The sequence below is a fragment of the Chryseobacterium potabilaquae genome, from assembly GCF_902728265.1.
GTDB classification, from domain to species: domain Bacteria; phylum Bacteroidota; class Bacteroidia; order Flavobacteriales; family Weeksellaceae; genus Chryseobacterium; species Chryseobacterium potabilaquae.
In genome coordinates this window covers 111,184-133,725 of record NZ_CACVBR010000007.1, presented here as the reverse complement: position 1 = coordinate 133,725, position 22,542 = coordinate 111,184, and the positions used below count along the sequence as shown (strand labels likewise).

Sequence of the window (22,542 nt, the reverse complement as noted above, 5' to 3'; positions counted from 1 at the left end):
GTCCGATGTTTCCGTGTTAATTTTCAATGAAATCTTTTATTAAACTTTCTATTTCTTTTTTTGCGTCGTTCAAATCTGTGTTGATAACGACTTTATCAAATTCCTTTGCATAAGACATTTCTTCTTCTGCCTTTGCGATACGTGTTTTAATTGTTTCCGCATCATCTGTATTTCTTGAAATCAATCTTCGTTCTAATTCTTCAATGGAAGGTGGTTCGATAAAAATTGATAAAGCTTTTTCTTTAAAATATTTTTTTAATGAAATTCCTCCCTTTACATCAACATCAAAAATAACTACTTTTCCTTGATTCCAGATTTTTTCAACTTCAGACTTTAAAGTACCATAATATTTATCGGTATATACTTCTTCAAATTCTACAAAAGCTTCTTCTGCAATTTTCTGCCGGAATTCATTAGGTGTTAAAAAATGATAATCCACAGCATGCACTTCACTCCCTCTGGGTTGCCTTGTTGTACAGGAAATTGAAAATTGAAGTTCATTAAAAACTTCTAAGGAATGTTTTACTAATGTTGTTTTTCCGCTTCCCGATGGTGCTGAAAATATAATAACTTTATTCATTTTTTTAGTGATGAATAATCGGCTGTATTTATTTTTTAATCATTCAACTTCTTATTCATCATATTAGTTCATGGTTATAAAACGTTTAATGTCTGTTCTTTGATTTTTTCCAAATCGTCCTTCATCATGACAACTAACTTTTGAATTTCTGCATGATTGGCTTTTGAACCTAATGTATTGATTTCTCTTCCAATTTCCTGAGAAATAAACCCCAGCTTTTTCCCATTGAAATCTTCGTTTTCCATTACTTCTTTGTAATATTTTAAATGTTGGGAAAGTCTTACTTTTTCTTCCGAAATATCCAATTTTTCTGTGAAATAGGCCATTTCTTGGTAAAAACGGGTTTCATCAATGTTTTCGAATTCTTTTAAAGACTTTTGATAGCGTTCTTTTACGGCTATAATTCTTTCTTCTTCAAAGGGGATCACTTCTGATAGATTCTTATCAATATTTTGAATATTCCTTTCTAGTTCTTCATGTAGAATCTTACCTTCGGTTTTTCTGAATTCTTCAAAACGATCAATAGCTGCGATTACAATTTTTGATAAAGCTTCCCATTCTCCTTCCGATAATTCATCGGGTCTCGAAGTAATAGCATCAGGAAGTCTTACTGCCATTTTCAAATATTCAAAATCGGGTCCATCTGAGGCAATAGTACGAAGTTCATTTATATAAGAATCAATTAAGCTTTTATTGATTTTTACATCGTTTGATTCTTCAAGATTTTCTAGATTGATATAGCAATCTACTTTTCCACGAATTATTCGATCATTCAAGATTTTTCTAATTTCAAACTCTTTCTCTTTATAACGTAAGGGTATTTTGATGTTTAAATCAAAACTTTTGCTATTAAGAGATTTAATATCTATAGTAATTTTTTTTCCTTCAAAAACATTTTCGGCTCTACCAAAGCCGGTCATTGATAAAATCATAGTTTTTTATTGTCGTACAAAGATAAACATTTAAATTAGCACTGTGAAATCACAATGATTTGGAAAATATAAATATTGAAGAAGACTAAGGATTCCATATGGCCATTAAAAAACAAGAAAATACTCTACCTATGAAAAATCTAATTTCTGTTGTGGGACCGACCGGAATTGGAAAAACAAGATTAGCAATTGATCTAGCTAAATATTTTAATACTGAAATTGTTTCCTGTGATTCGCGTCAGTTTTTTAAGGAAATGAAAATTGGGACCGCTTCACCTACTGATGAAGAATTACTAGAAGCGCAGCATCATTTCATTGGAAATCTTTCGATTCAGGAGTATTATTCTATTGGACAGTATGAAGAAGATGCTTTAAAAAAACTCAATGAACTTTTTGAAAATCATAAAACTGTCATTTTGGTTGGTGGAAGTATGATGTATGAAAAAGCAGTGATTGAAGGGTTAAATGATTTGCCTGAAGCGGATGAAGAAAATCAGAAAAAATTACAAGAAATACTAGAAAATAATGGGATTGAGAAACTTCAAGAAATATTAAAGGAACTAGACCCTGAATATTTTGCGATAGTAGATTTTCATAACCACAGAAGGCTTCTACGAGCCATCGATATAATTTGGCAAACGAATAAAAAATATTCTGAGCAGATTGCTGTTTCACAAGATTCAAGAGATTTTAAAACAATACGAATTGGAATTGAAGCTTCTAGAGAGGAATTGTATGACAGAATCAATAGGAGAGTGGATATAATGATGGAAAAAGGTCTGCTGGAAGAAGCAAAGAGCTTAGAAGAATTTAAACAATTGACCGCTTTAAATACAGTAGGGTATACCGAACTTTTTAAATATTTTGATGGAGAGTGGGATCTAGATTTTGCTATTTCTGAGATTAAGAAAAATAGTAGAAGGTATGCCAAACGACAATTGACTTGGTATAGAAAAGCAGAGGATATTTATTATTTGCCGTTGGGGTATTCTCAAGAGGATTTTGATCGTTTGATTAATTACATTAATCTGCAGCAAAAGTAAATTAAAAGTTATTTTTAAAGGGATAGAGCATAGGATTTAGGTTTAACTTTCAACCTTAACCAACGAAAAATGCGATCTCGAAAGACCGCATTCTTTAACAATATAATTTAACTTACTATTTCCAACCTCCGCCTAAAGCTCGATACAGATCAACAATACTGCTTAATCTTTGTCTTTTTACGGAAGCAAGATTTAATTCTGCTTGTAAAGAATTTCCTTGAGCGGTAATTACTTCTAAATAATTGGCCATTCCTCCTTTATAAAGCATTTCGGCACTTTTAATTCCATCTTTTAAGGTGATCACTTGTTCAGTTGCCTTTTGTTCTTGATTTTTTAAACTTTCATTGGAAACCAATGCATCAGAAACCTCACCTACAGCATTTAAAACAGATTGACGAAATGCCAAGACATTTTTCTCTCTCTGAATTTTGGCTACATTCAAATCCGTTTTTAACTGTTTTTTTTGGAAAATGGGTTGAGTAATCCCCCCTAAAACAGATCCAAACAAAGAGGCCGGAATTTGAAACCAGTTATCAATTTTAAATGAGTTGACTCCTCCATTTGCTGTAATTTTCAATGATGGATACATATTGGCCTGAGCAATTCCTACGATCGCATTAGATTCTAATACCACTAATTCTTGTTGACGAACATCGGGACGACGGCTTACCATTGCTGCAGGAAGTCCCGTAGAAATATCTTGTGGTAAAGAAGTGTCCGACATTTCAATCGTTCTGGTGATTTTATTTGGATTTTCACCAATTAAAATACTTAATGCGTTTTCCTGAATAGCAATATTCTGTTCTAGCTGAGTAATCAAAAGTTCTGTGGATTGCTTTTGTGCTGTTGCCTGCTGAACTCCCAAAGAAGTAGCATCACCGCTTTTCCACATTTTTTCTGTAATCGATAGGGTATTATTGCTTAATTCTAAATTTGATTTTGCAATTTGTAATTGTTTATCAAGCATTAATAAATTGTAATAACCTTGAGCAATTGCGGCAACAACTTGTGTTTGAATTGCTTTTTGAGCCTCATAAGTTTGCAGATATTGTATTCTGGAAACATCTTGCTGATTTTTAATTTTTCCCCAAATATCGGCTTCCCAAGAAAGATTGAATGCTGCATTGTAATCTTCAACATAGCTTTTTCCTAAGAATAAATTTAAGCTCTGTCCGTTCATGCTGTTTTTTGATGGTCTTGAAACCTGTGTTGAAATTCCAAAACCAACATCAGGGAACTGAAGATACTTTGCCTGTTTTAGTTTTTCTTGCGAAGAAGCGACTTGCTTTAAAGCAATCTGCAAATCGTAATTATTTTTAATTCCTTTTTCGATCAATGTCTGTAACATCGGGTCATTGAAAAATTGTTTCCATTCCAAGTTGGCAATACTTGCTGTATCGGCAGTTGCAGTATATTGGAATTTTTCCGGTAGCTGAAGGACTGGCTCCGTGTATGCTAATTTGGAGACACACGAAACCGAACCTAAAGCCAATATAAATGTTAGAAAAATATTTTTTATTCTTTTCATAGTTTCTATAGACTTTTATTGAGCTGTTGTGAGTAGCTCTTCCTGTTGTTTTTGTTGCTGGAGTCTTTTCTTTTTCCTACTGGGCATTTTTTCATGTAAATATTGAAAAATGACATACATGACAGGGATGATGAAAATTCCGAATACCACTCCTGTAAACATTCCTCCTACTGTACTCATGCCGATAGAATGATTTCCTTTAGCCGCAGCACCCTGCGTCCAAACCAATGGAAGCATACCTATAATAAAGGCAAACGAGGTCATCAAAATAGGTCGTAGACGTAATCGAGAAGCCTGAAGAGCCGATTCAATTAATGTTTTTCCAGATTTTCTTCTTTGTACGGCGAATTCTACGATCAAAATCGCATTTTTGGCGAGTAATCCGACTAACATGATCAATCCCACTTGTACATAAATGTTATTATCAATTCCTGCTAATCCAGTGAAAGCAAACACCCCAAAAATTCCGGTAGGAACCGTAAGGATTACTGCAAATGGAAGAATATAACTTTCATATTGTGCTGCTAATAAGAAATACACAAATAATATACTTAAAAGAAATACAAATGCAGTCTGACCCCCAGTTTTAATTTCCTCACGCGTTATTCCTGTCCATTCATAACCAAAACCTCTTGGAAGTGATTTTTTTGCAACTTCTTCCACTGCTTTGATCGCATCTCCAGTACTGTAACCAGGTTTTGGTGTTCCGTTAATGGTAACCGCGTTGAATAGGTTATTTCTTGTTACTGTTTCAGGACCAAATGTTCTTTGTAGAGTGACTAGGGTCTTTACAGGAACCATTTCACCTAAATTATTTTTAACATAAATCCCTTCTAATGAATTGGTGTCTGTACGATAAGGAATATCAGCCTGAGCCATTACCCGATAATATTTGCCAAATCTGTTGAAATCTGAAACAAAGCTACTTCCGTAATAAATTTGCATGGTTTGCATAAGCTCTGTTACGGAAACTCCCAATTGATTAGCTTTATCAGTATCTACGTTAATCGTATATTGTGGATTTCCTGCGGCATATGTAGTGAAAGCAAACGCAATTTCGGGACGTTTCATCAATTCTCCAATGAAAGCCTGGGTGGTTGTTCCTAATTGTTCGAACGAACCATTGGTTTTATCTTGAAGCATGAATTCAAAACCGGAAACATTACCAAAACCCTGTACTGTAGGAAAATTAAAGAAGAATGCATTGGCATCTTTTACTTGTGAGACTTTACCTGTCAATGCTGCTGCAATTTGATCGGGATCTTTCATATCTCCACGGTCTTCATAATCTTTCAGTTTAATAAACCCTGCCGAATAAGGAGAGGCATTAGCATTACTAATAAAATTCAAACCGTCTGCTACCCAAAGATGATTAGTTGCTTTTTCACCTTTTACAATTTTATCAATTTGTTCAGTGGCTCTATGTGTTCTATCCAATGAACTTCCCGGAGGAGTATTTACGGCATAAAGTACAAAGCCTTGGTCTTCCGTAGGAATAAATCCTGTAGGAGCTTGCTTAATCAAAAAAATACTTGCCACAGTAATCAAAGCTAAACCTCCAACCGCAATCCATTTATTTTTAATTAAAAACTTAACACTATAAATATATTTTTTGGTCATTGTATTGAAGCTAGCATTGAATGCGTTGAAAAATCGAGCTCCAAATCCTTTTTTGTAATGATGTTCACCAGGCTCTCCCTGAGGATCATTTAAAAATAATGCACAAAGTGCCGGACTTAATGTTAAGGCGTTAATTGCAGAAATCATGATGGCAATTACCAAAGTAAAAGCAAACTGTCTGTAAAAAACACCTGCAGGACCTTGCATGAAACCAACGGGTATAAATACGGCACACATGACCAAAGTAATGGAAATAATCGCTCCTGAAATCTCACTCATGGAACTTACGGTAGCATGCTCTACAGGCATTCCTGTGTGTTCCATTTTGGAGTGAACAGCTTCTACCACAACAATAGCATCATCTACTACAATACCAATGGCAAGAACGAGTGCGAATAAAGTAAGCATATTGATACTGAATCCAAACAATTGCAGGAAGAAAAACGTACCGATAATGGCTACGGGAACTGCAATCGCCGGAATTAATGTAGATCTGAAATCCTGAAGGAAAATATACACTACAATAAATACCAAAATAAATGCAATGACTAATGTTTCCACTACCTGATGTATAGATGCATCCAAAAAATCTTTGGAATTATACATGATAATTGGTTTTACACCATTTGGAAGAGTAGTTTTAAATTCATCGATCTGTTTCTCTATTTCTGTTAAAATTTCATTAGCGTTAGAATCTGCGGTCTGTAAAATAGCAAAACCAGAAACCGGTTTACCATCAACCCTATTCGCTGCAGTATAAGTATAAGATCCAAATTCTACTCTTGCAACATCTTTTAATCTTAAAAAAGAACCATCACTATTGGCTTTAATGGCAATATTTTCATAATCTTCATTTTTATTAAGCTTACCTTTGTATTTTAAAATATACTCATAAGTTTCTTTACTTCCTTGTCCAAGACGCCCGGGAGCAGCTTCAAGGTTATGATCCTTTACCGCATTTAAAACTTCCTGAGGAGAAAGATTATTAGCGGCTAATCTATCAGGTTTAAGCCATAGCCTCATTGAGTAATCTCTCGTTCCGAAAACCTGAGCCTGAGCAACTCCTTGAATACGCTGTAGCTGCGGAATGATGTTGATCTTCATATAGTTTTGCAAGAAAAGTTCATCGTATTGTTTAGGATCTTCACTATATAATCCCATAAACATGATAAAACTGTTCTGAACTTTTTGTGTTGATATTCCGGCTTGTACAACTTCTTGAGGAAGTTGGCTCATCGCTTTTGATACTCTGTTTTGAACATTTACAGCGGCATTGTCTGGATCTGAACCCTGCTTGAAAAATACGCTTAGAGTCATCGTACCATCGTTGCTTGAATTTGAAGTCATGTACGTCATGTTTTCTACACCGTTTACGGCTTCCTCAATCGGAGTAGCCACTGAACGGGCAACAACTTCAGCATTTGCTCCCGGATAAAAAGCGGTTATCTGAACACTCGGTGGTGCAATATCGGGAAACAGGGTAATCGGAAGATTGAAAACCGAAAGTGCCCCCAATAGCAATAGTATAATGGAAATGACCGTGGAAAGTACAGGTCTTTCTATAAATTGTTTTAACATAAGAAGTTTAATTTTTTAAGTCTTCTATCTTCTGAATTAGTTTTATAAGGGTTTTACTTTTAGTAAACTATCTGAAGAAATAGCTTTTGGTTTAATGGAAACACCGTCTTTCAATGCTCCAATTCCTGTAAATACAATTTTATCACCTACAGAAAGTCCTTCCGAAATGAAGTAATAACTGTCTGTTTTTCCGGATATTTTTACAGGCTTGCTGGTCACTTTCTGATCTTTTCCAAGAACATATACATAGGTTTTATCCTGAATTTCAAATGTTGACTCCTGCGGAATTATCAATGCATTTGATAATAATTGGGGCATGCGTATACGACCTGTATTTCCTGTTCTCAAGATTCCGTTAGGATTTGGAAAAGCAGCACGTACACTAATGGCTCCGGTTGTTTTATCGAATTGTCCATCTACCATGGCCATCTTACCTTTTTCAGGGTAAATGCTATTATCTGCAATGGCCAATTCTATCATCGGCATATTTTTTAATTTTTCTTCTAAAGTTGCACCTGGATATTTATTTTGGAAAGCAATAAAGTCAAGTTCACTTAAAGAGAAATAGGCGTAAATTTCGCTGATGTCAGATAATAAAGTCAATGGACTAGGATCTGTTCTTGAAATCAGGCTTCCTTTTTTATAAGGAATTCTTCCGATATAACCACTCACCGGCGCAATCACTGTGGTAAATCCTACATTAATTTTTGCATTACCTACTGCGGCTTTTGCTTGTGAAGCGTTTGCCATAGCAGCGGCATAATTGGCTTTTGCTGTTCTTAATTGTACATCAGAAACTACTTTTGCTGCTACCAGAGGCTCTAGTCTGTCGACCTCCACTTTAGCTTTTTGAATATTGGCATTGGCCACTTGTAGATTTGCCGTTGCCATGTTCATTTGTTCTCCATAACTTCTTGAATCTATTTTAAATAAAGGCTGCCCGGCTCTTACATAGGCGCCTTCTTCTACATAAATTTTATCTAAATAACCATCCACCTGAGATCTGATTTCAACATTGCTTTTTCCTTCTAATGATGTTGGGAATTCCTGATAAATGGTAGCTGGAGATGTGATTACGGTATATATAGGCAACTCCGGAGCAGGGGGAGTGGAAGGGGTGGAGCCTTCTGCTGCTTTTGTACAATTTTGTAAAAGGATAATACTTGTAATAAGTACAACGATCCTCATTTTTCCAAATATTTTCATTTTAAGTTTTAATTTTTAATGAATTGTTTGATTTAAATACTGTTTTTTTTCATCTGAGCCCTGTTATATTTTCTAACAGTGTTAATGTTTAGCTCGAAAAATTGGACATGACTTTGATAATAGTCTACATGGTCGGTTCCATAATTATTATTTTTAATGTTGAGGTAGGTTAGAGTGATCTGATAAGGTGTGTTATTTTTTCTAACAGTGTTAATTTTTTCTGTGAGAGGAATATGCTAAAATGTAAATTCCTAATTAAGTTTTCATTGTAAGGGAGTAGTTTTTTAATTATTTAATGTTATTTTTCCTAACGGTGTTAATTTTTGTTTCAAAAAAAAATTACAAAGATTTAACAAATGCAGAAACGGTCTCATCTAAAGTGGTCTTATTCATGGTGGAAGGAATATCATCATTCCGCATCATCATGATAGATATCAAGCCATGTATTGCTGAAAATAAAGCGTGAGACATGTGACAGGCATTATCCGGGTTTGATCCATTTTTTTTGATAATCTCATAGGTACATTCATAGATCATGTCTTGGAACGAAGAAAATTCTTCCTTCATCATACCTTTTCCACTACATTGCATTCCAAGACCGAACATTAATTGATAATATTCTTTATTTTTGAAAGCAAATTTCCAGTAAGCATCAACGATTGCTTTTAGTTGATCTTCCGGAGTTTCATACTCTCTTTGAGCTTTTAATAATTCAATATGTAATTTATTAAAACCATTCAAGGAAATTTCAAACAAAATGGCTTCTTTGTTTTCAAAGTAGTCATACACAACGGGTGCGCTATACTCAATCGCATCGGCTATTTTTCGCATGGAAAGTGATGCCCACCCTTCCGTTTTAGCCAAAGTGAATGCAGCCTGCAAAATATTTGCTCGGATAGATTCTTTCTCTCTTTGACGACGTTCATGTAGGCCCATTTAATTTTGTAATTGTTGTTTCTAACAGTGTTAGCAAATCTACAAACTTTTAAATATATCTTCCAAACTATATTATGAATTTAACATTTAACGAAAGTTTATAAAACCTTGGATATGCTTTTAATAAAAGAAATTTTTATCTTTGTCAACAAATAATTAAGGATATGAATACGCCTTCAAATATGTTAGAATTGGGTATAAAAGCACCTTTTTTTGAGCTTCCAAACCCATCAAAAAGTAATGAAATTCAATCTTTAGATGAATTGAAAGGAGAAAAAGGAACATTGGTAATTTTTATGTGTAATCACTGCCCATTTGTTCTTCATTTAATAGATAAAATTAATGAACTTTACGAAGATTACAATGAAAGAGGAATCGAGTTTATTGCCATTAATGCTAATGATGTAGAAAAATATCCGGCAGATTCACCAGAGAAAATGGTGGAGTTTCAAATTGAAAGAAAATTTGAGTTTCCTTATTTATATGATGAAAGCCAAGCGATTGCAAAGGCGTACGATGCGGCTTGTACTCCTGATTTTTATTTCTTTGATGAGAAATTGGATTTAATTTATAGAGGTCAAATGGATGACTCAAGACCGGGAAATAATAAAGATGTGACTGGAGAAGATTTAATTATTGCTTTTGAAAATCTTTTATTGGGAGAGCCTCAGGAAGAAATTCAAAGACCTAGTATGGGATGCAACATTAAATGGAAATAATTTTTACGTCCATTTTTTAATATAAAGCTGTTCTTTTTTTGGACAGCTTTTTTCGATACTCTCTAGGTTTTATAGATAATGGAGGAATATTAATTGTACTTTAAAAACTTGCTTTAATCGTATTATCTTTTTCAATCTTAAAGTCTACATTCACTTTATTGTGTGAATACTGTTTAATAAATTCTGAAGGAGTTTTCTCCGTATATTTTTTAAACATCCTATTGAAATAGGTTACATTATTAAAACCACAACTATAACTACATTCTGAAATACTTTTGTCTTGTGCTATCAATAAGCATGCTTTATTAATCCGATATCGATTCACAAATTCTGTAAACGTAATCTGGGTTGCTTTTTTGAAAAAATTACAGAACGCAGGTAAAGTAAGGTTGGCTAATTTCGCAACATCTACAATATTGATTTCCTTATCATAATTTTGCTCTACGTAGGTAAAAATGTTTTCTAAACGGGTTTTGTTTTTTGAGATGATGGTATAAGGCATGATCTCTTTATTCAGAAGTTCATAATCTTTACATTGGGAAAGCTCAAAGAGAATTTCCAGTAACAATAGATATCTTTTATAACCCCCAACCTCTAGCATTGAGGTTAATTGGGGAAGTAATGCTCTTTTAATTTTATGATGAAAATGGATGCCATATTTGGAAAGTTCTAATAAATTTTTAATAGAAATAGCGTCAACTTCTTGTGGAGGGAATTGAAGGATTTCCTCTTTGAACTGAAGAACAATTTCTTCATGGGGGTCTGTCGAATTCAAACCAAATCCAGAATGAGGAATGTTCGAACCTATTAAAATTAAATCTCCGTTTGTATAGTTACTTTTATGATACCCTACATGACGTGTTCCGTTCCCGGAAATGACACATACCAATTCGATTTCGGGATGATAATGATATTCCCATTTAAACTCTGAAATAGGAGAGTTGTTGTGAATGGTTCGAAAAGAGCTCTTATCATCAGGGATTACCCGTTCAAAAGTAACTTTCATTAAATTAATGTTATTTCATTGCTAAAAATAATAATTATATTAATATAGTTCAAATATTGATTTATTGCGTTAAATTAATGTTATGTTAAATGCTTATATCTTAGCCGAGAAGAAATTATTGAGATGAAAAATTTCAACATAAAGGCTGTATTGTTTTTAAACTATTTTGTTTTTGCGATTCTATTAAATTCTGTAGGCACTGTTATTTTGCAGGTACAGCAGAATTTTGGAATTTCAAAATCTTCTGCGAGTGTTTTGGAAGGATTTAAAGATCTTCCGATTGCAATTTGTTCATTTATTTTGGCCTCATTCCTTCCTAAAATTGGAATTAAAAACTCAATGTTGATTGGCTTATTTTTAGTAAGCTGTATGTGTTTTTTGATGCCCTTCTCTAATTCTTTTTGGTTTTTTAAATTACTTTTTACGATTGTTGGAATATCTTTTGCGTTGATAAAAATTTCAGTTTTTACTTCCATTGGCCTTGTTACAAAAACAGATAAAGAGCATTCCAGTTTTATGGGATATTTAGAAGGTTTTTTTATGATCGGCGTATTGATGGGGAATGTTTTGTTTAGTTTATTTATTGACGATCACAATCCAAAATCTACTCATTGGCTTACTGTATACTGGATTCTAGGAGCACTTTCTGCTTTATCTTTTCTTTTTTTATTTTTTTCAAAACTGGATGAAAAAGAAGCAAAAAGTGAAAAAACAGATTGGCTTGGAGATTTGAGAAATAGTGTAAGCTTATTTAGTTACAAAAAAGTATTGTTCTTTTTGCTTTGTGCTTTTCTTTTTGTGTTGGTTGAGCAAAGCTTTCAGACTTGGACTCCTACTTTTTATAAAGAAATTTTGAAAGTTCCTACTTCAATGAGTGTACAAGCGGGTGCTATTTTAGCTGGAGCTTTTGCGCTGGGTAGATTTTTATCGGGTTTCTTTTCCAAGAGATTCAGTTGGATTTACGTAGTTTCTTTCTGCGTAGTGGGTTTTGCTGTAAGTATTCTGTTGGTTTTGCCATTAACTCATAATATTCAAATTGATGCTAATACCAGTTGGTTAAGTGCTCCCCTTGTGGTGTATTTATTTCCTCTGATGGGAGGTTTACTTGCACCTATTTACCCAAGTATAAATTCGGTAATCTTGGCTTCAATTCCTAAATATTTACATAGTTCGATGTCTGGCTTAATTGTCGTTTTTTCAGCAATCGGAGGAACAATCGGTTCCATTATTACAGGTTTTGTATTTGAGGAATTTAGTGGACAACAAGCTTTTTATTTATCACTAATTCCGCTTTTGTTGTTAATTATCTCCGCTTCTTTTATGAATAAACTAAAAATAAATCCTAAAAAAATAAAATGAGTAATCAACTTTATATCAATGATATTCAGGTGCTTTTTGATGATGTTCAACGATTACAAATTTTTGAAGATCAAAAGATGATGACAGATGCGGTTCCGCTGTTGCCTATTTCTGAAATTAATAAGAAGTATGAGCAAGAAAAGAAGAAAGAAGATTTTGATCTTCAAATATTTGTGATGACAAATTTTGATTTTTTAGGAGCTAAAATTTCGATTCAGAAAATAGATCATCTTCCTATTGAAGACCATATTGAAAGACTTTGGGATCAATTAACAAGGACGGCATATGAAGAAAAAGGAACTCTTTTAAAACTACCCAAACCCTATATTGTTCCAGGGGGACGATTCAATGAGTTTTTTTATTGGGATAGTTATTTTATTATGTTGGGTTTACAGAGCTCGGGAAGGATAGAAATGATGGAGAATATTATTGAAAACTGTTCTTATTTAATTCAAAATGTAGGATTTGTACCGAATGCCAGTAGAACTCATTTTTTAAGCCGTTCTCAGCCTCCGTATTTTTCTTTAATGTTGGATTTACTTTTTGAAACGACTCAGGATGAGTCTATTTATGTAAAGTATCATGATACATTGGAAAAAGAATATGCGTTTTGGATGGATGGAGAAGGAGATTTAGAGGTTGATTCCAGTATAAAAAGGGTTGTGAGAACTAAAGAGGGAGATATTTTAAATCGCTATTATGATGCTGAAAATAATCCTCGTCCAGAAAGTTATTTAATTGATATTGAAGATGCCAGAAATGTAGTGGATGAAGAATTTTATAGAAATATAAGAAGTGCTTGCGAATCAGGTTGGGATTTTTCCAGCAGATGGTTTGCAGATGGCGAAAATATAGAAACAATAGAAACATTGAATCTTGCTCAAGTAGATTTGAATTGCCTTTTATGGCATTTGGAGCAAACATTGGCTAAGTCTTCAATGCTTCAAAACTTTAATGATAAAAAAAACTATTTTACTGAAAGAGCAGCAAGCCGAAGACAGATAATCGATACGTATTTCTGGGATGAAAAGACAAAAATGTATAAAGATTATCACATTAAAAAAAACACAAACACACCGTCTGAACATATTGCTGCTCTTTATCCTCTTTTTCTTGAATTGGCAAATGATGAACAGGCAAGTTGTGTGGCTAAAATCATAGAAGAAAAATTTCTATATCAAGGAGGACTTGTAACGACTACAAAGAACTCCGGTCAACAATGGGATTTACCCAATGCTTGGGCTCCTTATCAATGGCTAGGTTTTAAAGGGGCTAAAAACTATGGTTTCCACGGCCTGGCCGAAACAATTAAAAATAATTGGTGTTCCAATGTGGAAAGAGTATATAATAACACAGGAAAACTAATGGAAAAGTATAATGCATTAGATTCTGAAACAATAGCAGGAGGAGGAGAATACCCTAATCAAGATGGTTTTGGCTGGACAAATGGCGTCTATCTGAAGTTAAAACAAAATTAACATTAACTATAAATCCATATGACTATGAAAAATAAATCCGTTTTTTTAATCTCTGCGGTTGCTACACTTTATTTTAATAATGTGTATGGACAGGAAACTATTCAGGATTCTACAAGAACAGCTTCTATCGATCAAGTAGTGATTACAGGAAACTCAAATCCTAAAAAGAAAATAGAGTCCAGTACGGCAATTTCTACCTTCAGTGCAAAAGAAATTCAAAAACAAAATCCTATAAGTGCAGCTGCCTTATTGCAAAGAGTTCCGGGTTTTGCTGTGGAAACTTCAGGAGGTGAGGTAGGTAATAATCTTTTTGCCAGAGGTATTCCTTCAGCAGGAGCTTATGAATTTGTTCAAGTTCAGGAAGATGGTTTACCCGTTTTTGAAGATGGAGCGTTACAATTTGCCAATGCCGATAATTTTTTCCGTGTAGATAATTCGGTGAGCAGATTAGAAGCATTGAGAGGAGGTTCAGGATCTATTTATGCCACTAATTCTCCCGGAGGGCTTATCAATTTTATTACAAAAGAAGGCGGGAATGATTTTAAAGGAACTGCAAAATTAGAAACGAGCACCTACGGATTGATGCGTACGGATGTAAATGTAGGAGGTGCTTTGGTTCAGGATAAATTATTTTTTAATGTAGGAGGTTTTTATAGAACAGATGATGGAATTAGAAAAACAGGATTTAAGGCTAATAATGGCGGGCAAGTCAGAATGAATGTAAAATATGTTTTCGATAAAGGATATGCTAAAATTTATTATAAAAAACTGAATGATAGAAATACATTTTTCCTTCCGATACCATTAGTGCAAAACGGAAATGATCTGAAAGGCTTTTCCGGATTTGATCCCAATTACGGAACATACAGTTATAGAAACATTAGTCAGTTAAATATTCCACAAGCGGGAGGTGGTTTTTTCAAGAGAAATTTGGAAGATGGTATTCACCCAAAAGTTGATGTGTTGGGAGCTGAATTTAAGTATGATTTAGGAAATAATATCAGTGTGATTAATAAAACAAGATACACTGATATTAATATGAATTATACAGGCATTTTTCCATCTGGTGGACCTCAAACAGCAGCGGGCTTTGCAGGAGGACTTGGAATTACGGGAAATAATTATCAGTATTCCTTAGTGAATTCTGGTGCTATCGTAAATCCGGCCTATGTTCAAAAATTGGGATTCTGGGCAATTGATAAACAGATGAATAACTTTGTAAATGACTTGCAATTTAATTATAAATTAGAAAAAGGAAATATTACAGCAGGATTCTATAAATCGAACTGGAAGTCTCATCAATACTGGAATTGGAGTAATATCCTTACGACGGCTACAGATCGTCCGGAATTGTTGAATTTAGTAGATACTTCTCTTAATCCCACAGATGTTGGTTATTCTAAAACGTATAATGGAGTTACAGATATGACTTTCTTACAACGAGATACTCAAACGCAAGGAAGTTTAAATGACTTATATGTAAACTTAGACTATAATATTACAGACGCTTTGAGTGTCAATGCTGGGATTCGCTATAGCCATGATTTCTATAAAGGTAATTTTGCCAATACGACAACCTCTAATCTCAATAACTCAGGGTTAACGACTGATGGGACCCATGATTTCACAACCACGACTGCTGATGATAGTATGAGCGTTTTGGGAAATAAGTTTACCTATTGGAATTATAATATAGATAGGGTATCTTATACATTGGCTACCAACTATAAGATTAATAAAGAGAATGCAGTATATGCCCGTTTTTCTAACGGATTCAGGTCTCCAAATGAGGAAGCTTACTATAATTATTTCTCAAATCCGAATCAGGATCAACCTTTAAAATCTGTATTAACGAATCAGTTGGAGATAGGATATAAATATTATTCGCGAACTTTTGATGTGGCCGTGATTCCATTCTATTCTACATTAAAAAATCTTTCATTTACAGATATTTTCTCTGATGGAACTTCAGAAAATACTTTTGCAAATACCCAGAATTATGGTGTGGAGCTGGAAGGATATGCTCGTCTGCTTAATAATGTAGTAGAAGTTACATTTAATGGAACGATTCAGAATCCCAAATATAAGAATCTGGAATCTGGAAGTTTGCTAGAAGGGAATACAGTGAGAAGAATGCCTAAATTTTATTTCAATATTTCTCCCGCGGTGAACATTACAAAATCTTGGAGAGCTTACGTAAGTATGAATTATTATGGAAAACGTTTTCAGGATGAATTGAATGTTCAGACTTTACCTTCTTTTAGTGAAGTTGGAGCAGGAATGTCTTACCAGTTAGGAAAAATACGTTTTGCGATTGATGGAACTAATATATTTAACACTATTGGAATTACCGAGGGAGACCCAAGAGCTGGTTCGCCAACAGATGATGGAATCATTATGGCAAGACCAATCATGGGAGCCGCAGCAAGAGCATCCATTACTTTGGATTTCTAATATTTAGCCTTTTTTGTACAATTAAAACCGCCAGATCATTCTGGTGGTTTTAGCTTTTTATAGAATCTCACTTTTCTATATGAGCGATCTTATTATTTAAAAAAAGGATTATATTGTCTCTCAAATCCAATGGTGGTAGGGTTTCCATGACCTGAAAATACTTGAGTCTTATCATTTAAGATGAAGAGCTTTGTTTTAATTCCTTCAATTAACTGTTCGTAATTTCCCTTATAAAGATCAGTTCTACCAATACTTCCTTCAAAAAGGACATCACCGGAAATAATAAAGTTTTGATTTTCGTTATGACATACCACACTACCTGGAGAGTGTCCTGGAACATGATAAATATTGAATTTTTCACCATCAAAATCTAATTGATCACCTTCATTTACATAGGTTAGCTCAACGTTTACAGGTTGAATCTGGATTCCAAATCTAGCTCCACTTGCTGCCAGCATATCCAAAATCTCCTTCTCATCCGGGTGAATACTTACAGGTACTTTAAAGGTATCAAATGCCCATTGCAGTCCGAAAACATGGTCTATGTGAGCATGCGTTAAAAGGATTTTTTGAATTTTTAGTCCATTTTCTTTGATAAAATTGTCTATAGCTTGGGTTTCCTGATCATTCATATTTCCCGGATCAATTAACCAAGCATTTTTATTCTCATTGTAAAGGATGTAGGTATTTTCACTGGCGAAGTTAAATACGAAACCTTGAATCTGAAGCATATCTGATTTTTTTTTATTCAAAAATACGATATTATTAAGAAACTGCTTATTTTTCGCTATATTCGTAATAATGAAAACATTGCAAATATTTTTAATTTCTTTGGGTGGTTTGTTTTTTGGACAAAATATCCAAAGCATACAATTATTTAATCCTCAAACGAATGATGAGACTCCCATCATTAATTTTAATCAGCAATTGGTTTTAAGTTTTGATGATCTTACCAACGCTAGTGAAATTTATAGATATACTATTAAACATTATGATCGCAATTGGAATGATGATCAACTTTTTTTTACAGAAATTGCTAATGGGAGTTTAAATGGATTATTGGATAAATTTCAATATTCATTTAATACTTTGCAATCTTATACCCATTATACTTTAAATTTTCCCAATGATAAAATACAACCCAAAATTTCAGGAAATTTTGAATTAATTGTATATAAGGATTCGGTTGAAAAACCTCTTTTTAAAAGAAGGTTTTGTGTGGTAGAAGATGGGGTTAATATTGCTTTGAATGTCTCTAGGGTGGCAGATGTAAGGAATCCCAACGTCAATCAAAGAGTGGAGGTAAAAGTAGTTTCTAAAGGAGGTGATCTTTCTGCCAATGTAAGCTCAACGACTTTGAATGTGATGCAAAATAATAATCCCAATGTTACAGTAAATAATTTAAAACCTAGTGTTGCACTAGGAAATCAGTTGCTTTTTCAACAAATGAATCTTGCTTTTCCGGGAAATAATGAGTTTTATTATTTTGATAGCAAAAATATGAATAGAGCAGCGGATATGGTTCAGGCTACGGAGGTGAAAGATGGAGTGAATCATACCTATCTTCATTCCGTTTGGGCATTTCCTTTGAACTATCAATACCAGCCAGATGTAAATGGAGCTTGGTATTATCGAAGAAATGATATGGGAATTGAAAGAAATGCAGAAAGGGAAGGAGATTATTCTTGGGTCTACTTCTCTTTGGACTCAGAACCTGTAGATAAAGAAATTTATATTTTAGGAGGTTTTAATGATTTTAAGCCAAGTAAAGAAAATCAAATGTATTACGATGAAGCAGCTAAAAAATATGTTGCAAAAATATATCTTAAACAAGGTTTTTACAATTATATTCTGGCCACAAAAGGGCAGGATGGGAATTTAAATTTTGGAGAGATTAATGGAAATTTTTGGCAGACAGAAAACCTTTATCAAGCATTCTTATATTACAAACCTTTCGGCAGAAACTATGATGGATTGTTGGGTTATGGAGAGTTTAGAACTCCTGTGAGGTGAAAAATAGGATTAAAAAACCTTATAGAAGCACTCTACAAGGTTATTGCCAATAGGCATTGTGTAATAATAGGTCTAGGTTGATCAAATATTTATTCAAATAATATAATTAAAAGAGAGGAATGCCCCTTTCTCACTTTAATCCTTAATTTTCTTTAAAAATAGCGGTTACTAAAAGACTCTCTTCATCTTCAAAAATATAATGAATATTCACGGGGAAATTTTGCATTTTATTGACAGTAACTTTTCTACATCTTTTTTCCGGGGTTTCCGAATATTGCAGAATTTGGCCAATCGATTCCTTTAAGCCCTCGAGGAAATCCATCCCTTTGTATGTTTTTTCTGCATTAAAAACCCTCATAAGAAGTCTTATGTCATTTTTTGCAATGGAAGAGAGAAATACTTTCATTTTATGCACAATCTTTTTGAAGCTCTGTGATATTTTCGTAAAAATCTAATTTAGTCTTAGGGTTTTCATCATGAAATTGAATCCTATATAAAACTTCATCCAATTGAAATTGAGGAATTATAAATTCTCTTTTAACCTCAAAACGTTCTACCATTTTTACAAATGCTTCCAAAAGTTCTGGAGTAAAACTTTCAATTTTATTTTTTAAAATTTCAATAGTTGTATTCATTATTTTAATTTTTAAGATTAATAAATTTTATTTCATAGGGTAAATATACGAAAAAATATTATAATTTCAGTTTTGTTTTAAAATAAAAAGAGGGTATTGTTGTTTTTTTTATAATTTTTTCAATTTATTATTGTTTTTTTTAGGGGTGGTTCTTATTTATTTGTGTTTTTGTGCTATTTTGATATGAAAACTATTTATCCATATTTTCTATTTAGACTTTACATTTTAATTTAAGAGATAAAGGACTAATCTTCAATTTATTCTGAAGGGGAATTTCTATAGATAAAAAAGTTTACGTTTCCAATACTGGGTTGAACAATATGGATATTTCTCCTGCTCTTAGAAACACTTCAACTACTCAGGTAATTGCTGGTGACTCTGGAATATTGGTGTATTTAGGAGGTACAAGTAATGGATCATGGGATTGGGTTTCCGGATTCTAAATCTTAACATGAAACACATATTTTAGAAATGAAAAATATATTTATTAAAACAAAGAAGGTTATCTTATTAATTCTTTTAGCCTCGGGAAGTTATTTTTATAGTCAAGTAAGAATAGCTAATAGTACTGCTAATTCATCAGCGGCCCATAGCTCTGCATTTATTGGCGCTTCGTCAAATCCTATTTATAATGCTACATCGAACGTAGGAAAGGGTTATTATTTCCAAGAATAGATTTAACTTTATTTGATAATTTTTCGCAAGGACCTTTTGGAATAGCTAACAACTATCCTACTTTTTATGATGGCTTTATTGTTTTTAACACAGCCAATTCAGGAGTAGCCGGAGTAGGTTCTACATAAGGAACGTTATGTCGTGGATTTTGGTATTATGATAATCCCTCGAATGTAAAATGGCTTCATAAGAATAATGCATTATCTTATATTATACAAATATAACAAACTAATTCTAACATTATAAAAAGAGAATTGAAAGTATAAGATGAATAGAAATGCGATTAGGAAAATTATTTTTGATATAAAGTGAAATTAAAAAAAATAACCTTCAAAACGAAGGTTATTATATTTTTATACTAAATAAAAATCATTTAATTTTTCCTGACATAAGGTTTTAATGACATCAATCCAGTCATCTTCATCGTTAAGGCAGGGGATATAATGGAAGTTTTGCCCACCTGCATGGAGAAACTGCTCTTTACCCTCCACCGAAATTTCTTCTAAAGTTTCCAAACAATCAGAAACGAAAGCAGGACAAACAACAACTAAGTCTTTTATTCCTTTCTTAGGAATGGTTTCGAATGTTTCATCCGTATAAGGCTCAATCCATTTATCTTTCCCTAATCTGGATTGGAAAGAAACAATTGACTTTTCTTTCGGAATCCCCATTTTTGCAATCACAGCTTCTGTAGTTTTATAGCACTGATGTCTGTAACAATAAGCGTTATGAGTGTCTACTTGGCTATTGATACAATTAGCTTCATCAATTTTACATGTTTTGGATGGGTCTGTTTTATAAATGTGCCGTTCAGGAACTCCATGATAAGAGAATTGTAGGGCATCAAAACTTTCCGGAAGTTTTTTCTTGATACTTTCCGCAAGACAATTAATATAGATATCCCTATTATAGAAGGGTTGAATATAGTTAATTTTTATATTCGAAAATTTCTTTTTTCTTACCTCTTCTGCTTTCTCAATCACAGTTTCCGTGGTACTCATAGCATATTGAGGATAGAGTGGGAAGAGTACAATTTCAGAAACCCCTTTATCGACAAGCTTCTGTATTCCCGTTTCAATACTTGGCTCTGCATATCTCATTCCTATTTCGACAGGAACATCCACTAGCCTTTGAAGCTTTTTCTGAATTTTTTCTGTGATAACAACCAAAGGAGAGCCTTCATCCGTCCAAACGGTTTTGTAGGCTTCTGCGGATTTTGCAGGTCGTGTTTTCAAAATAATTCCACGAACGAGTAGAGCACGGAAAATCCATCGATAATCAATTACTCTTTCGTCCATTAGGAACTCATCTAGATATTCTTTTACATCATTTACTGCCGTAGATTTCGGCGAACCAAGATTTACTAATAGAATTCCTTTCATTATTTATTTAAATTTTTCAATCGTTCATCAATCACTGAACCGTATTTCTGTTTTAAATGTAAAATATATACCTCCAGAGCCAACCTTTCTTCATCTTCAGTTAAATCCAAAGATTTTAAATATTGGTTTCCTTTTTCTATCATTAATTTTGTGAATAGCTCTTGGTATTCCTCATTAGCATTATAAACAAATTCCTCTCCTTTTACTTTTTTAATTTCGTTCCCAACCTCTTTATCTAGTTCATAGTAATTATGAAAATAATAATCCAGAAAAGTAGTGTTTTTTTTGTTTAATTTATCCAAAACAATATCCATTTTTTGGATACTGTCTTTTGCTAAACCTGTTTCGATAAGATCGGCATGAATACCATCATTAAGCTGCTGTCTATTGCTACATGAAAAGAGGCTGATGCCAATTAAAAGGAAATATACTTTCATATTTGATGTTTATCCATTAACGGCTTCTACTTTTTCAACCAGATCCGGCACGAATTGTTTTAAAATATTTTCAATTCCATTTTTCAATGTTGCTGTAGAGCTTGGGCATCCCGAACAAGCTCCTTGTAAAAGCATTTTAGCGGTTTTGTGCTCTTGATCGTATTCCATTAATGAAATTTTTCCACCATCATTTTCTACGGCAGGCGCTACATATTCATTTAAAATATCAGAAATTTTTTGCTCATCCTCCGTATAATCTCTATTGATTATTTTTTCCACAGGATTTTCATGTTTTTGAGGTTCAAGGTTTGAAATTTTACCTCCGTTTTGAAGATAGTCCGCAATAGACGCACGAACAGCCATCATTATTTGATGCCATTCTACAGAATTATCTTTTGTTACTGCCACAAAATTATCAGAAATAAAAACTTCAGTAGCAAAATCAAAATCTTTAAAAATATTTTGAGCTAATGGAACTTCCTCAGCCTCATTTCTTGATTTTACTTCCACAAAACCCTCCAAAAGAAGTTGGTTAGAAACAAACTTCATAACATTTGGATTTGGCGTCATTTCAGCGTAAATCTGATACATTTCTTTCTTTTTTTGGAGATAAATTCTGGGATTAGCGAGTAATTCATCTTCAATCACATTTTTTAGGCTTTCTACTACATGTTCCCATTCTACAGTATCTTGTTTTGCTACTGCCACAAAGTTAGCCGTAATGAAAATTCTTTCTACAAAAGGATAATTGAAAAGTTCCTGTGCTAAGGGAATTTCCGAAATATCCGATTCTCTGTCCAACTCCAAAGACCCTGGAATTAAGTTGTAATCTGCAACAAATTTCATCACTTTTGGGTTTTCAGTTGGTTCAATAAGTATGGTACGCATTTTTTCGTTAAATTTGAATTACAAAAATACGCAATTAGAAGTTAGTAGTTAGAAAGTGGAAATTAGATTTTTG

The 22,542-nt window shown here is 33.3% G+C and carries 20 protein-coding genes; 7 read left to right on the top strand and 13 right to left on the bottom strand.

Going from position 1 to position 22,542, the window contains the following annotated elements:
* Positions 1-16 precede the first annotated feature (16 nt).
* Positions 17-580 carry a guanylate kinase gene (gene gmk / locus CHRY9293_RS06235; protein WP_162032177.1) on the bottom strand — a complete coding sequence of 188 codons (564 nt, stop codon included), beginning with the start codon at positions 578-580 and terminating at the stop codon, positions 17-19.
* A gap of 74 nt (positions 581-654) precedes the next feature.
* Positions 655-1,512 (bottom strand): YicC family protein, encoded by an 858-nt coding sequence (locus CHRY9293_RS06230; RefSeq protein ID WP_162032175.1) that lies wholly within the window; start codon positions 1,510-1,512, stop codon positions 655-657.
* A 131-nt stretch (positions 1,513-1,643) separates the two neighbouring features.
* On the opposite strand from CHRY9293_RS06230, the gene miaA reads away from it, so the two are divergent.
* Positions 1,644-2,555, top strand: coding sequence for a tRNA (adenosine(37)-N6)-dimethylallyltransferase MiaA (miaA, locus tag CHRY9293_RS06225; RefSeq protein ID WP_162032173.1), 912 nt, complete (start codon positions 1,644-1,646; stop codon positions 2,553-2,555).
* 115 nt (positions 2,556-2,670) lie between these two features.
* Here miaA and CHRY9293_RS06220 read toward each other — a convergent pair whose 3' ends face one another.
* The 4 genes from CHRY9293_RS06220 to CHRY9293_RS06205 form a co-directional block, all read right to left on the bottom strand.
* Complete coding sequence (locus CHRY9293_RS06220) at positions 2,671-4,083, bottom strand: efflux transporter outer membrane subunit (protein ID WP_162032171.1); 1,413 nt, start codon at positions 4,081-4,083, stop codon at positions 2,671-2,673.
* A 15-nt stretch (positions 4,084-4,098) separates the two neighbouring features.
* Positions 4,099-7,281: an efflux RND transporter permease subunit gene (locus CHRY9293_RS06215; protein WP_162032169.1), complete on the bottom strand. Its 3,183-nt coding sequence runs from the start codon at positions 7,279-7,281 to the stop codon at positions 4,099-4,101.
* Positions 7,282-7,323: 42 nt separating this feature from the next.
* The gene (locus CHRY9293_RS06210; protein WP_162032167.1) at positions 7,324-8,487 is read right to left on the bottom strand and encodes an efflux RND transporter periplasmic adaptor subunit; all 1,164 of its coding nucleotides are present in this window, start codon (positions 8,485-8,487) and stop codon (positions 7,324-7,326) included.
* Positions 8,488-8,826: 339 nt separating this feature from the next.
* Positions 8,827-9,423 carry a TetR/AcrR family transcriptional regulator gene (locus CHRY9293_RS06205; protein WP_122548340.1) on the bottom strand — a complete coding sequence of 199 codons (597 nt, stop codon included), beginning with the start codon at positions 9,421-9,423 and terminating at the stop codon, positions 8,827-8,829.
* 164 nt (positions 9,424-9,587) lie between these two features.
* Between CHRY9293_RS06205 and CHRY9293_RS06200 the strand changes: the two genes are divergently transcribed.
* Complete coding sequence (locus CHRY9293_RS06200; protein WP_162032165.1) at positions 9,588-10,142, top strand: thioredoxin family protein; 555 nt, start codon at positions 9,588-9,590, stop codon at positions 10,140-10,142.
* A 100-nt stretch (positions 10,143-10,242) separates the two neighbouring features.
* On the opposite strand, the gene CHRY9293_RS06195 is transcribed toward CHRY9293_RS06200, so the two are convergent.
* On the bottom strand, positions 10,243-11,148 hold the full coding sequence (locus CHRY9293_RS06195; RefSeq protein WP_162032163.1) for an AraC family transcriptional regulator: 906 nt from the start codon (positions 11,146-11,148) through the stop codon (positions 10,243-10,245).
* Between the two features lie 123 nt (positions 11,149-11,271).
* On the opposite strand from CHRY9293_RS06195, the gene CHRY9293_RS06190 reads away from it, so the two are divergent.
* From CHRY9293_RS06190 to CHRY9293_RS06180, 3 genes are read left to right on the top strand one after another with little or no spacing between them, the layout of a single operon-like run.
* Positions 11,272-12,507, top strand: coding sequence for an MFS transporter (locus tag CHRY9293_RS06190; RefSeq protein ID WP_162032161.1), 1,236 nt, complete (start codon positions 11,272-11,274; stop codon positions 12,505-12,507).
* Complete coding sequence (locus CHRY9293_RS06185) at positions 12,504-13,985, top strand: trehalase family glycosidase (protein WP_162032159.1); 1,482 nt, start codon at positions 12,504-12,506, stop codon at positions 13,983-13,985. Before CHRY9293_RS06190 ends, CHRY9293_RS06185 begins: the two co-directional genes overlap by 4 nt.
* A 24-nt stretch (positions 13,986-14,009) precedes the next feature.
* Positions 14,010-16,439, top strand: a complete 2,430-nt coding sequence (locus CHRY9293_RS06180) for a TonB-dependent receptor (RefSeq protein ID WP_162032157.1) — start codon at positions 14,010-14,012, stop codon at positions 16,437-16,439.
* A gap of 92 nt (positions 16,440-16,531) precedes the next feature.
* On the opposite strand, the gene CHRY9293_RS06175 is transcribed toward CHRY9293_RS06180, so the two are convergent.
* Positions 16,532-17,170 carry an MBL fold metallo-hydrolase gene (locus CHRY9293_RS06175; protein ID WP_162032155.1) on the bottom strand — a complete coding sequence of 213 codons (639 nt, stop codon included), beginning with the start codon at positions 17,168-17,170 and terminating at the stop codon, positions 16,532-16,534.
* A gap of 70 nt (positions 17,171-17,240) precedes the next feature.
* Here CHRY9293_RS06175 and CHRY9293_RS06170 point away from each other — a divergent pair, with 70 nt between their 5' ends.
* Positions 17,241-18,452, top strand: a complete 1,212-nt coding sequence (locus CHRY9293_RS06170; RefSeq protein ID WP_162032153.1) for a type IX secretion system plug protein — start codon at positions 17,241-17,243, stop codon at positions 18,450-18,452.
* Between the two features lie 142 nt (positions 18,453-18,594).
* Here the strand turns inward: CHRY9293_RS06170 and CHRY9293_RS06165 are convergent, their stop codons facing one another.
* Together CHRY9293_RS06165 and CHRY9293_RS06160 are read right to left on the bottom strand one after the other, a co-directional pair.
* Positions 18,595-18,858, bottom strand: coding sequence for a hypothetical protein (locus CHRY9293_RS06165; RefSeq protein ID WP_162032151.1), 264 nt, complete (start codon positions 18,856-18,858; stop codon positions 18,595-18,597).
* A gap of 1 nt (position 18,859) precedes the next feature.
* Positions 18,860-19,087 carry a hypothetical protein gene (locus CHRY9293_RS06160; RefSeq protein ID WP_162032149.1) on the bottom strand — a complete coding sequence of 76 codons (228 nt, stop codon included), beginning with the start codon at positions 19,085-19,087 and terminating at the stop codon, positions 18,860-18,862.
* Between the two features lie 320 nt (positions 19,088-19,407).
* Between CHRY9293_RS06160 and CHRY9293_RS18865 the strand changes: the two genes are divergently transcribed.
* Entirely contained in the window at positions 19,408-19,530 is a 123-nt protein-coding gene (locus tag CHRY9293_RS18865; protein ID WP_262887690.1) for a hypothetical protein, read from the top strand.
* Between the two features lie 585 nt (positions 19,531-20,115).
* On the opposite strand, the gene hemH is transcribed toward CHRY9293_RS18865, so the two are convergent.
* From hemH to CHRY9293_RS06145, 3 genes are read right to left on the bottom strand one after another with little or no spacing between them, the layout of a single operon-like run.
* Positions 20,116-21,144 carry a ferrochelatase gene (hemH, locus tag CHRY9293_RS06155; protein ID WP_162032148.1) on the bottom strand — a complete coding sequence of 343 codons (1,029 nt, stop codon included), beginning with the start codon at positions 21,142-21,144 and terminating at the stop codon, positions 20,116-20,118.
* Complete coding sequence (locus CHRY9293_RS06150) at positions 21,144-21,581, bottom strand: hypothetical protein (RefSeq protein ID WP_162032146.1); 438 nt, start codon at positions 21,579-21,581, stop codon at positions 21,144-21,146. The genes hemH and CHRY9293_RS06150 overlap by 1 nt, the downstream gene beginning before the upstream one ends.
* A gap of 9 nt (positions 21,582-21,590) precedes the next feature.
* A complete protein-coding gene (locus CHRY9293_RS06145) occupies positions 21,591-22,469 on the bottom strand; it encodes a NifU family protein (RefSeq protein WP_162032145.1) in 879 nt (292 codons plus the stop codon).
* Positions 22,470-22,542: the final 73 nt, after the last annotated feature.